The 12252-nt window shown below is 62.9% G+C and carries 12 protein-coding genes and 1 pseudogene; 2 read left to right on the forward strand and 11 right to left on the reverse strand.

The window, feature by feature from the left end; genetic code table 11:
* Positions 1-155: 155 nt before the first annotated feature.
* Positions 156-929 (reverse strand): BspC domain-containing protein, encoded by a 774-nt coding sequence (locus tag SJQ66_RS29470; protein ID WP_024905168.1) that lies wholly within the window; start codon positions 927-929, stop codon positions 156-158.
* Positions 930-1344: 415 nt separating this feature from the next.
* On the opposite strand from SJQ66_RS29470, the gene SJQ66_RS29475 reads away from it, so the two are divergent.
* Positions 1345-1635, forward strand: a complete 291-nt coding sequence (locus SJQ66_RS29475; protein WP_046152444.1) for a PsiF family protein — start codon at positions 1345-1347, stop codon at positions 1633-1635.
* Positions 1636-1783: 148 nt separating this feature from the next.
* Here the strand turns inward: SJQ66_RS29475 and SJQ66_RS29480 are convergent, their stop codons facing one another.
* Together SJQ66_RS29480 and SJQ66_RS29485 are read right to left on the reverse strand one after the other, a co-directional pair.
* Positions 1784-2080, reverse strand: a complete 297-nt coding sequence (locus SJQ66_RS29480) for a hypothetical protein (RefSeq protein WP_236693398.1) — start codon at positions 2078-2080, stop codon at positions 1784-1786.
* Between the two features lie 88 nt (positions 2081-2168).
* Positions 2169-3353 (reverse strand): glycosyltransferase, encoded by a 1185-nt coding sequence (locus SJQ66_RS29485; RefSeq protein WP_176026073.1) that lies wholly within the window; start codon positions 3351-3353, stop codon positions 2169-2171.
* Between the two features lie 230 nt (positions 3354-3583).
* On the opposite strand from SJQ66_RS29485, the gene SJQ66_RS29490 reads away from it, so the two are divergent.
* On the forward strand, positions 3584-4849 hold the full coding sequence (locus tag SJQ66_RS29490; RefSeq protein ID WP_024905172.1) for an MFS transporter: 1266 nt from the start codon (positions 3584-3586) through the stop codon (positions 4847-4849).
* On the opposite strand, the gene SJQ66_RS29495 is transcribed toward SJQ66_RS29490, so the two are convergent.
* From SJQ66_RS29495 to rpmH, 8 genes and pseudogenes are all read right to left on the reverse strand, one after another.
* Complete coding sequence (locus tag SJQ66_RS29495; protein WP_320534878.1) at positions 4827-5675, reverse strand: ABC transporter permease; 849 nt, start codon at positions 5673-5675, stop codon at positions 4827-4829. The two genes, SJQ66_RS29490 and SJQ66_RS29495, sit on opposite strands and share 23 nt — an antisense overlap.
* 46 nt (positions 5676-5721) lie before the next feature.
* Positions 5722-6456, reverse strand: coding sequence for an ABC transporter ATP-binding protein (locus SJQ66_RS29500; RefSeq protein ID WP_320534879.1), 735 nt, complete (start codon positions 6454-6456; stop codon positions 5722-5724).
* A gap of 48 nt (positions 6457-6504) precedes the next feature.
* Positions 6505-6933: a hypothetical protein gene (locus tag SJQ66_RS29505; RefSeq protein WP_052738182.1), complete on the reverse strand. Its 429-nt coding sequence runs from the start codon at positions 6931-6933 to the stop codon at positions 6505-6507.
* Between the two features lie 199 nt (positions 6934-7132).
* Positions 7133-8566: a tRNA uridine-5-carboxymethylaminomethyl(34) synthesis GTPase MnmE gene (gene mnmE / locus SJQ66_RS29510; RefSeq protein ID WP_046152366.1), complete on the reverse strand. Its 1434-nt coding sequence runs from the start codon at positions 8564-8566 to the stop codon at positions 7133-7135.
* A 287-nt stretch (positions 8567-8853) separates the two neighbouring features.
* Positions 8854-10533 (reverse strand): annotated as a pseudogene (gene yidC, locus SJQ66_RS29515) (membrane protein insertase YidC); the annotation flags it as partial.
* 110 nt (positions 10534-10643) lie between these two features.
* Positions 10644-10979, reverse strand: a complete 336-nt coding sequence (yidD, locus tag SJQ66_RS29520; RefSeq protein ID WP_024905178.1) for a membrane protein insertion efficiency factor YidD — start codon at positions 10977-10979, stop codon at positions 10644-10646.
* Positions 10980-11014: 35 nt separating this feature from the next.
* A complete protein-coding gene (gene rnpA, locus SJQ66_RS29525) occupies positions 11015-11557 on the reverse strand; it encodes a ribonuclease P protein component (RefSeq protein ID WP_046152450.1) in 543 nt (180 codons plus the stop codon).
* 13 nt (positions 11558-11570) lie between these two features.
* Positions 11571-11705, reverse strand: coding sequence for a 50S ribosomal protein L34 (gene rpmH, locus SJQ66_RS29530; RefSeq protein ID WP_081765139.1), 135 nt, complete (start codon positions 11703-11705; stop codon positions 11571-11573).
* Positions 11706-12252: the final 547 nt, after the last annotated feature.

The raw sequence follows: 12252 nt of genomic DNA on the forward strand, positions 1-12252 counted from the left end.
CTGGACGGCATGACACGTGCCGTCGTGCCGCCTCGCTAGCGCAAAGGTCCGCACGACGGATTCACGGTCAGGTACCTGGGGATTCTACCGACACTTCGGGATCACGCCTGTTGAGAAACGCGCAAACCGCGCTTCGGCGCGGGCCACCGGAGCGATCAGGCGTGACGCATGGGCGTGAAACGCTCGACATAATCGACGCCTGGCCGGCGCTCACGTTCCTCGCCCGGTGGCAGCGGCGCCGGTGCCGTGCGCGGTTCGATCGACGTGGCCACGACCTTGCCGTTATGCAGGCCGCAGCGGGTGATGACGGGCTGCCACTGCCAGTGACCTCGAACCCGTGCGGACCCCTTGATCATCACCGTGGTATCCACCGGCACCGGCTGCACCACGCTGAAAACCGCATCCTCGTGCTGCACCCGGGCGCGAATTACATAGCGATCCAACTGGATCAGCCGGTCGTAGCGTTTGTTATTACGCATATCTCGATTCAGCGAGGCGATACAGACCGATACCGCGTCCTGAACGGGCAGCGTGCCCGAGGGCACCTTCGAGACGGACGCGCGCGCGGCATCGTCTTTGGCGGCGTGATTGGCCCGGGTGGCACGTACCACATGTCCCGCGGCAGGTGATGCCGCCTGACGCGAGCCGGCCTGACGATGCACCGTGCGGCTTGCATGTGTGCGTTCCGCGGCTGTCATACCGGCGTGATGGTGCGTTGCAGCATGACGCGTCCTGGTGGCATGCAATGGCTCGGCGGCGAACGCGCTTGCCGCCCCCGTCAGCAATGCCGCCAACCCGGCGACACTTGCCAAGGACGCCACGACCGTCGCCAGGCCATGCGCAGGCGCACGCCGCCGGCCATGCACGCCGCACGGGCGCGCATTGGCCGGGTAAGGCGAAACAACTTGGCGGGAATGGACGACAGACATGGGAATTGCAAATCAGCAGTAGCCAGCATGGTAAGCCACGCCCGGTGTTCCAACGTGCCGACGCTGGCGCGAACAAGCGTAGCGATCACGCAAATGGTAGCAGACGACACCGGGCAAACGCGAATTTATAGACGACAAATATCCATTGCTGGCGATCTCGCAACGTTCGCGGTCTCTTTCACGCGGCGGAGGGATATTCCCCGGAGTTACCGCCTCCCGGCTGTCTGCGCAATGAGGAATTGCAGCACGATACCGGCGACTCGGTGGACAGGGGGCGGGCGTATCATGCAAGGGTCGGATGTCGATTCCATTTCCCCTTGGAGAGAGCACCAGCATGAAACTGCAACGCAATGCCACATTGTTTTCGTCCAGTGCCAACGCGCCCTGTCGGACCGGTTCACGCAAGACGTTGGCGATGACCGCGCTGAGCCTGGGACTTGCGCTCGGCCTGGCGAGCACCGCCCCCGCGGCCGTGGCGCAAAACGCGCAGCAAACGAAAATGGCGACCTGCAACAAGCAAGCGTCCGACGGGAATATGAAAGGCGATCAGCGCAAGGCGTTCATGAAGAGCTGCCTGTCGTCGAAGCCCTCGGTCGCCCCCAAGCCGACACAGCAGGACAAGATGAAGAGCTGTAATGCCGATGCCAAAGGCAAGACCGGCGATGCGCGCAAGGCATTCATGAAAGATTGCCTGAGCGCCCACTAAGCAGATGCCCACGCAGGCGCGAACGCCTGCGTGGCGGATAACGTGAAAAGGCCTCGCCCCCGTCCTGTTCGGATAGCAGCGGCACGCTACGCGCATGCGAGACGCGTTTCGCTCTTTCACGAACCGCGTTCCGGCGCGTCCCTCTTGATCAGTAGCTGCGCTGGATTCGCTTGCACGCGATGACCATCGTGTTCTGCTGACCGGTTTGTTGACTTAACGTGTCATAGCCGCCGTCCCCACAAGCCACTTGCGCACGGCGCTGGCATTCGACGAAACTGCCGCCATTGCAGCTGATCTGCTGCGTCGGACGGCCATCGCTGGTGAATAGCGCAGGCCCGGAACTGCATGCGCCCAGACCCGCCAGCGTCATCGCCGCCAGCATCGTCGTCGCGGCCGCTCGCACCATCGCCGCACCCGGCATCCTTCCCGTCTTTATCATTGCCATCGTCGTAAGACCTCTTGTTGTATCGAGGGGCCGTTCCAGCCGGCCCTCGCTTGCTCTATCGCCGCATGGCGTCCCATGCGTTACCGCATCATTCCGTCACGTTACTGGACTGCGCCCGCCCCTTCCAGTGACCACCCCGCCCCACGCTATGTCGCCAGCCGGAATCCAGCGTGGCCGCCATATAAAAACACGCTACCACCGGCAGCGCCACGGCCCAGAGCGGGGATTGTTTGTAGTACCGCAGCATCGGCATATAGCAGCGGGTCATCAGCACCCACGCCGCCAGACCGGCAAACCCCCAGGGCGCGCCGCTCAGCAGACCGACTATCGTCAGTAACGGCGGCGCGAGATACGTCAGCACCATGCCCAACGTCGCACCAATCAGCAACCACGGAGAATAGTGCAACTGGGTATACGCCGTGCGCGCAATCATGTTCCAGATGTCTTTCCAGCCATCGTACGGGCGAATCGACACTGCGGCATCGGCCAGATCAAGCCGGACGCTGCCGCCGCGCTTGACCGCGGCCGCCAACGCACAGTCGTCGATCAATGCGCCTTTGATCGCCGCCAGTCCACCAATGCGCGTCAATGCGCCATGGCGCAGCAGAATACACCCTCCCGCCGCGCCGGCAGTCGCCTTCGCATCGTCGGCAATCCACCGGAACGGGTAGAGCTTGGCGAAGAAGAAAACGAAGGCCGGGATCAACATCCGCTCCGGCAATGCGCTGCAGCGCAACCGTACCATCAGTGAAACCATGTCGCGCTTGCCCTGTTCTCCACGCAGGACGAGGTCGCGCAGTCCATGGGGGGGATGCACGATGTCGGCGTCCGTCAGCCAGAACCATTCCGCGCCCGGTGCGAACGTGCCCGATGCCGCGATACCCTCGGACTGTGCCCACACCTTGCCACTCCAGCCTTTGGGCAGCGTTCTCGCGCCTACGATCCGCAGTCGCGCCGTCGCCTGCTCGCCCAGCGCGGCGGCCGCGGCGCGGGCCGCCTCGGCCGTGCCGTCGTCGCTGTGATCGTCGATCACCACCACGCGCAGCGCGCCCGGATAGTCCTGCGTCAGCAAGGAATGGACCGCCTGGGCGATCACGTCCGCCTCGTTACGTGCCGGGACGATGGCCACCACATCCGGCCAAACACGCCCCTCCGGCATCGCACCGCCGGTGCGCGGCAACGCGACCTGCCAGAATCCGCCACGCCCATAGCGCAGCACCGCCCAAATTGCCAGTGTCAAACACGAAAGCAATGCGGCCATCATCGATGCCACCGTCATGCAACTCCTTTTTCTTCAAATGCTCCGCGCACTACCGGCGCACGGCCGGTGACAAGCTTAACCGAAGCCGACCGTTCTGCGGTCTCTTCGAAATCGATGCCACCTGCGGAAAACCTGACAAAAAACTACGGTCTTTTCATGGAATCGGACTCGTGGGCCTGGGTTTGAGCGGATAATTGACCCTCGCCTGAAAAGTATGACGTTTGTATCGTTCCCGAAAGACAATGCCCGATCCCTCTCCCGCGCAGGAGCGCACCCCGCCGGAAGCGTCGAAAACGCCCAAAGCAGCTATTCCGCCGTCGTCCAGCCTGCCGTTGACGCTGCAAATTCTCTCCTGCACTGTTTTTACCTTCATCACCTATTTTTCGATCGGTGTGCCGATGGCCGTGATTCCCGGCTTCGTGCATAACAACCTGGCATTCAGCTCGGTTATCGCCGGTCTGGCGATCAGTATTCAATACATCGGCACGTTCATCACGCGTCCATCGGCAGGGCGTGTCGTGGACTCGATCGGTGCCCGTCGCACTGTCCAGATCGGCATGGCAGGCTGTGCCGCGAGCGGCGCCCTGCTGTTGCTGGCCGCTTGCCTAACGCACTTCCCCGTCTACAGCTTGATTGCGATGATGATCGGACGCTTGCTACTGGGCGCCGCCGAGAGCTTTGGCTCCACCGGCGCGACGTTGTGGGGCATTGGTCGCGTGGGGCAGTCGAATAACGCAAAGGTGATCTCGTGGAACGGCGTGGCAACGTATGGCGCGCTGGCCGTGGGAGCGCCGCTAGGCGTATTGCTGGATGGCGCGGCGGGCCTCTGGGCACTGGGGGTGTTGATCACGGCCGTCGCGGTAGGTGGTTATTTCCTCGCGCAACGTACGCCGGATGCGGCGGTGATCGTGGGCGAGCGGATGTCGTTTTTCAGCGTCTTCACGCGGGTGGTGCCGCACGGCATGGGGCTCGCGCTCGGTTCGGCCGGCTTTGGCTCGTTGTCGACGTTCATCACGCTGTACTACGCCACGCAACGCTGGCCGCATGCGGAACTGACGCTGAGCGTGTTCGGCATCATGTTCGTCGGCAGCCGGCTGCTGTTTTCCAACCTGATCAAGACACACGGCGGCTTTCGCGTCGCCATTGTCTCGTTTGCCGTGGAAGCCGTAGGACTGTTGCTGGTCTGGCTGGCGTGGTCGCCACACGTTGCCTTGATCGGCGCCGGTCTTGCGGGCATGGGCTTCTCGTTGATCTTCCCGGCATTGGCGGTGGAAGCCGTGGCGCTCGTACCCCCCGCGAGCCGGGGGGCGGCGCTCTCGGCGTATTCCGTATTCCTCGATGTGGCGTTTTGTATCACTGGCCCGATTGCCGGCTTGATCAGTACGCATCTGGGTTATGCCGCGATCTACCTGTTCGCCGGGTTGGCCGCCATCGGTGGTGGCATGCTGTGCGCTTCGCTGCACAAGGGTCTTGGCGACGGACCGCTCAGGAAATCGCGCGGGGCGTGACGCGTTTCACGGCTTTGCGCCTGGGCTTGGTCGCACGCAAGCGTTCGAACAGGAAGCGGTGATCGCGACTGAAAAGACGTCGATAAGCCAAAAACACCGCCAGCCCGCTACCGATCGCCGATGCCGCCGCAATCGAGAACATCACGACGATCTGATACCGGACGGCATTGCCCGGCGCCTCGCCCGCCAAAATTTGACCGGTCATCATCCCAGGCAAACTGACCACGCCTACGACGGACATCTGGTTGATCACCGGGATCATCGCCGCCGTCAACGCCTTCCGGATGGGTTCCGCCGCCGCTTCCCAGCGCGTGGCGCCCATTGCCAATTGCGCCTCGATGGTCGGGCGCCCGTTCGCGAAGGCATCGGTAACGCGCTCCATTCCCAATGCCACCGCCGTCAATGTCGTGCCCAGCACCATGCCCAAGGTAGGTATCGCGTAGCGCGGGTCGTACCACGGGTGCACCTGCATCACCAACGTCAGGCTGAACATCGTAATCAGCCAGCCGCCAACGGCAACCGAGACAAAACTGTCCATCAACCGCCCCGGGTAGGCGATCTTGCTGCGTCCATTCGCGGCGAACGCGGCAGTGGCCGTCATGACCATCATCACCGGTACAACCGCATACCATTGGCTGAATCGGAATACCGTGCCCAGCACCAGGCCGATAAGCAGCAGTTGCGCGACGGCGCGTAACGACGCGATCAGCAGGGATTTGCCCAGATCCAGTTTCAGAAAGAACGACAGTAGGCCATTGATCAATACCAGCGCCGCCGCTGCGGCCAATTGCCAGCCATTCAACGCGATATAGCCCGCGTGGTTCATCGGAAAGCCTCGTGATTCGGGGTCATCGATAGATAAATGGATCGGATCAAGAGGAGACCAAGTGCCACCGCATGGTGCCGACACGCGCCGCTTGCGCGGGATCGTGGCTGATCCAGACGTAGGCGCGCGGTAGTCGAGCGGGGGTTGCGCGCGTACCGGCCGTGTGCGCCGGGCTTGTCACGCTCGCTGGTCCCTGCCCGTTCGCCCATTGCGCGACGAGCGCCTCGACCACCGATGCGCTTTCCGGATCAAGCGCGGCCGTGGGCTCGTCCAGCAGCAGCACGTCGGGGTCGAGCAGCACCGCGCGTATCAACGCCGCGACCTGCGATTCACCGCCGGACAGTGTCGCCGTGGGATTGTCGAGGAACGCTTCCGGCTTACCAGCCTGTGCGGTCAATGCCAGCGCCGCGGCTTCGTCGTACCGGTGGTCGCGATGCGCGGCAAATGTGTATGGCCATTGCAATGCATCGCGAACCGTTTCGCCGGACAGCGTGGGACGTTGCGGCAGATAGGCGACCGCGCGGCGATACCGCGGCACCGCCGCCGCGGCAATGGGATGGCCGAGATAGAAAACGCTCCCGTTAACCGGCGCGTCCAACAGCGCAAGCGTCCGCAGTAAAACGCTCTTGCCCGTCCCTGACGGGCCTTGCAGTGCAATATGGTCGCCCGCATGGATGGCCAGCGCGAGCCGATCCGTTCTCTGCACGACGTCACCAGCGTGCAGCGCCGGGTAGTCGCGCAGGCGCAAGGCAAGGTCCCGGGTTTCTACGAGCGCGGTCATTGATCCAGGTGACGGCGTTTGAGGAAGGCTGCGCTTTTTTGCATTCGCTCAGGGCTGCGCGGCCGGCGTGGGCGCGTGCTGCGCACCCTGCCTGGCAGGCGGGGCTTGTTGCGTCTGCTGCGTCAAGCATTCCGATGTGATTTGCACGCTAACCTGCTCTGGCACCAGGCGTTTGTGCGGGTCCATGTAGACGCGCTCGACAACCCGGTGAAGCATTTCACGGTCAGCCGGGTCACTGTAGTACTTGTCGACCTGTTCCTTCGCCTGTGCGAGCGTCTTGCCTCGATTGCGCCAGCCCGCCATCTGCGCGGACAAATCGCCTACTGCCGGACAGTTGTTTGCGACCATCGGCTCGGCATGGGCCGTCGGGATGGCGAATGCGAGCAACGCGGTCGTGACGGTCGTCATCGCGACGACAAAGGTTTTCACCAACGCCGCCCGACGCAGGCACGCTTGAATGTTGATGCGGGATGTCATGGGAAGTCCTGGTACGCCTTAGACGCTATTCTAAGGGAACCCGCCCGGGGTTTGAATGAAGGTTTGCTTTCGGGGCGAGGAATCGATGTAAATCATCATTACGTCGATACGGCAGGCGTCTCGAGAAAGCGCCCATTCCGTTATCCGCACGACCTTCAAACACCTGCCGAGGCATCCGGGGATGTCCATGGACTTCGCCTTATTTTCCGATACAAAACCGGCTGAAGATCACCCCTAGCAGATCGTCGCTGGTGAATTCACCGGTAATGGCGTTGAGGCGCTCTTGCGCAAGGCGTAATTCCTCGGCGAACAGATCAAGCGATTGCGACGCGCAATCCGCATGCGCCGCCGCTTCCGCCAGATGTGCCGATGCGGCCTGCAGCGCAATCAAATGGCGTTCCCGCGCGATGTACACGCTCTGCGCGCCCGCCTGCGCGCCGGTCACCGTCAGCAGCGCCTGCCGCAGCAGATCGATACCATCGCCGCGCTTGGCCGACAGCCGAATCTCCCGCACCTGCCGGTCGCTCGCCACCGCATCGCCCTCGGCGCCCATCCCGGCATCCAAGACGCGCGCGCCGGCGGGCGTGGCAGTCAAGTCTGTTTTATTCAACACCCGAATCACGGGCACCTTCACTGGAAAGCGCTGCGCGATACGCTGGTCCTCGGCATCCATCGCCTGCGCCGCGTCCAGCAAATGCAGCACGACATCCGCTCGCCCAATTTCCTCCCAGGACCGCGCAATGCCGATGCGCTCGACTTCATCCTGCGTCTCGCGCAAGCCCGCGGTATCGATGATGTTCAGCGGAATCCCATCGATCTGGATGGTCTGCTGCACCTTGTCCCGTGTCGTACCGGCGATCGGCGTGACAATCGCCAATTCCGCGCCCGCCAGAGCGTTCAGCAGCGACGACTTGCCAACGTTCGGCTGCCCCGCCAGCACCACTTGCAATCCATCACGGAGCAACGCGCCCTGCTTCGCATCCGCCTGGATCCGCCGCAGCGTTGCGCGGATCGCCGATAGCTTCCCACGCGCATCGGCCGCCTCGAGAAAGTCGATCTCCTCTTCGGGGAAATCCAGCGTGGCCTCCACCAGCATCCGCAACGTGATCACGTCTTCCACCAGCGCATGGATGGCCTGCGAGAACATGCCCTCCAAGGAACGTCCCGCCGATCGTGCCGCCGCCTCGGTGGATGCTTCGATCAAATCGGCCACCGCCTCGGCCTGCGCCAGATCCAGCTTGTCGTTCAAAAACGCCCGCCGCGTGAATTCGCCCGGCTCGGCCAGCCGCATGCCATGCGCCGCCCCCGCCTCCAACACACGTTGCAACAACAATTGCATCACGATCGGGCCGCCATGCCCCTGCCATTCGACGACATGATCTCCCGTGTACGAATGCGGCGCGGGAAAATGCAGCACGATACCCCGATCGATCGCCTGACCGGCCGCATCGAGAAATGGCAGATACGCCGCATGCCGTGGCGCGGGCACTTGCCCGGACACGGCCTCCAGCACCGCACGAGCCGCCAGCGCCGCGGCGTCCCCCGTGCCGAATGACGCACGGACAACCCCGATCCCGCCACGCCCGGAAGCCGTGGCGATGGCGACGATCGGATCCCGATCAGATGCATGCATATCGATCTCGCTCCATTCAACTAGCCACCGGCAATCGCTTCAGCTTAATCAGCCCAGGCCCCGAGCGCCAGCGCACAATGCAAAAACGGCGGGATGGCTTTCGCCCCCCCGCCGCTCTTGACACACAGGCGGGCGGTTTTACCACACCGCCCCCTGCACCAGCCACCGGCGTCCCTATCGGAGAAGACGCCCTGCCGGCCCTGCTGCCTCCATCAGTCTTTCTTCGGCGCCGGCTTCGCGTCATTTGCCGCTTCCCGCGTCACGACAGGCGTGGCTTTCACCGTGGTGGCCTTGTTCTTCGAACGCCCACCAATCACCCGCGTGATGTAGTACTGCTGGGTGATCGACAACAGGTTGTTGACCACGTAGTACAGCACCAGGCCCGACGGGAAGAAGAAGAACATGACCGAGAACGCCAGCGGCATGAACATCATCATCTTCGCCTGCATCGGGTCCGGCGGCGTCGGGTTCAGACGCGTTTGCAGGAACATCGACGCGGCCATCAATACAGGCAAGATGTACCACGGATCAGGCTGCGACAAGTCGTGAATCCAGCCCAACCACGGCGCACCACGCATTTCCACCGACGACAACAGCACCCAGTACAGCGAGATGAACACCGGAATCTGGATCAGCACCGGCAGACAGCCACCCACCGGGTTGATCTTCTCGGTCTTGTACATCTCCATCATCGCTGCATTCAGCTTCTGCGGATCGCCCTTGAAGCGCTCCCGCAGTTGCGTCATCCGCGGCGAGATTTCCTTCATTCGTGCCATCGACTTATAGCTCGCGGCCGACAGCGGGAAGAACACGGCCTTGATCAACAGCGTCAGCAGGATGATCGACCAACCCCAGTTACCCACGAAGGAGTGAATCTTTTCCAGCAGCCAGAACAAGGGCTTGGCGATGATCGTCACCATGCCGTAGTCCTTGACCAGATCCAGGCCCGGCGCGATGTTCTCGAGCATCCGCTCTTCTTCCGGACCGGCGAACAGGCGCGAATCCACATCGCTCGACGCGCCCGGCGCGATCGTGCCCATCGGCAACTTCACCCCTACCCGGTACAGCTTGTTGTCGAACTTGTTGACGTAGATGTCACGCTGCGCCGTTTCCGGCGGAATCCAGGCCGATGCGAAATAGTGCTGCACCATTGCAATCCAGCCATTGTTGGCGGACGGCGTGAAATCAGCCTTGTTCTTATCGATGTCACTGAAGCTGATCTTCTGGAAGTGATGCTCCGACGAGTAGACCGCCGGTCCGATAAAGGTATGCGAGAAACGCGGCGTCTCCACCGCCTGGTCGTCACGCACCAGTTCCATGTACAGCGTCGGGCTCACGGGCGTGCTACCGGTGTTTTCCACACGCTGGTCGACGTTGATCACATAGCTGCCACGTGTGAACGTGTAGGTCTTGATCAAGCGCACACCGCCCACGACAGGCGACGCAAAGCGCAATTGCAGCTTGCCGTCGGCACCCATCGTGGTGCTGCCTTGGGACACCAGCGTATATATCGAATTGTGGTTCGGGAAGTCGCCGCCAATCAGGCCGGTACGGGCCAGATAGGTATGGTCCGGCGTCTGATCGAACAGCGTGACATACAGGTCCGCCTGCTTGCCATCGCCTTCCTTGACCAGCTTCAGCAACGACAACGTGCCGCCCAGGGTGTCGATTTCGCCGTCATAGAGATCGGTCTTGAACGCGATCTTCTTGCCTTGCGTGGCCGCCTGCGCGCCCGGCGCGGCACCGGCGGGCGAACCCACGGCAACACCGCCGGCATTCGGCACGTCGGACTTCGCCGCGCCGCTCGCCCCACTCGCGCCGCTACCGGCTGCGGCCGGTGTGCTGGCTTGTTGCGAGGCACCAGGGTTGAACAGCGACGGATGACCCTGCGACCGTTGCCAATTGTCGACGAGCAATACCGCCGATACGGCGAAGATCACCCACAAGATGGTACGTTTTATATCCATGCCTGGTCTCTAACCCTCAACTCGTTCGCGCCTTCCGGCGCGATATCAGCCACGCGGCCGCGGGCGTGCAGTCCTGCGCTACGTCTTCCGCGGCAGCGCCGCGGCACATCTTACTTGTCCGTGGACCGATCGCCCGCGTCGTCCGTCCGCGAGAGAACGATGCCCGCGTCGGCATCCGCATCGCGACACCCACGCCGGCCGGATGCGGGCGGCACCGGATCAACGCCACCCGCGGAAAACGGATGACAGCGGCACACCCGGCGAAATGCCAGATATGTACCGCGTGCGGCGCCATGATACTGGATTGCGTCTTTGGCGTAATCCGAGCAAGACGGATAATATCGACACCGACTGCCAAGTAGCGGGCTGATGCCCACCTTGTAGAAGCGCAACAGTGCCAGCAACACAAAGCGCGCGCCGATTCCGACCAGGCGAACGCCCCGCATCCCGATATTTGCCCGATCCACGTCGACCACGGTGTTCACCCCTGCGACGGCGCCTCCGACGAAGCGACCGCTGCTGTTGGCGCAGCGCCACGCGAAGATGGCTTGCCGGACGAAGCACGGCCATGTTGCCGCGCGGCTTGCTGTATCACCGCGTCGAACAAGGCCTGTACCTCGGCGCGGCACAGCCGTTTCAGTGCCGGAGACGCGGCACCGGGAAATTGCTGCTTGTCGAAACGCTGGGCCAGCCGCACCAGCACGTCCCAGCCCGCGAATTGCGGCCGGCGTTGCCGGAAGGTTTCGCGCAACGCGCGACGGACCATATTGCGCGTGACCGCGCGCGGCGCGAACTTCTTGCCCAACACCACGCCGAATCGCCCCGGCGCCTGCGGTTCGCGAGCGCGGAGATAGACGACGAAATGCGGGGAACGGCGCACGGGCCGCATCTTGAACAGCGCGGCAAATTCATCGGCTTTTAATAGACGAACGGCCCGCGGAAAGCATGCACTGCTCTCGCGGACCGCTTCATCTGCCGCGCCGGCGGACCGGCCGCGCGCATCGCCCTCACGCTGCGAGGGCACGCCGTGCACTCGCTTAAACTGCGAGCTTCTTGCGACCCTTCGCACGGCGAGCGTTGATGACCTTGCGGCCGCCAACGGTCTTCATGCGAACGCGGAAGCCATGGGTGCGCTTACGGCGCGTCACGGAAGGTTGGTATGTACGTTTCATGTCGATCTCGTTATCACAGAGGTTGCCGCGCCCAATCCTGCCTCTTTCATGCCCGGCCAGACGCCTTCGATTTCGACCGAAGAACGACCGAAGGACGGGCGCAGCACACCAGCGGTCATGTGCATCGGGACGACGTTTCCGCTCGAATTCAGCCGGAAAAACGCGCGCCGCAACGACAGTACCAGGGAATCGGTTTTGCGGAACCAGCTATTAGATCGGCTTTTTGCAAAGGTGTCAATCGTTTATGATACGATGCACGGTGGATAGATTGTGGATAAGTCCCCTCGCTAAGGTCTTTTACTCACTCACACGGCTTTCGTTTAGCGTAAAATCCACCATCCCAGACACAATCGCCGACACGCGTCGCCCCTGAAAGGTGCGGCGGTGCGGCGTTTGCAATGCATCCTTTTGACATCGCGGCGTTGCCGGCCCTGGCTGGGCGGCGCCGTCTGGCGTCCCTCGCGCCGTGCCCCGTCCTGTTGTCCCGTGAAGCGCCACCGGGATCACGAGGCGTCGCATTCGCGCCGGTCGTCGACCAAAGCCTTCG

It is taken from the genome of Robbsia andropogonis, from assembly GCF_034047095.1.
Classification (GTDB): Bacteria; Pseudomonadota; Gammaproteobacteria; order Burkholderiales; family Burkholderiaceae; genus Robbsia; species Robbsia andropogonis.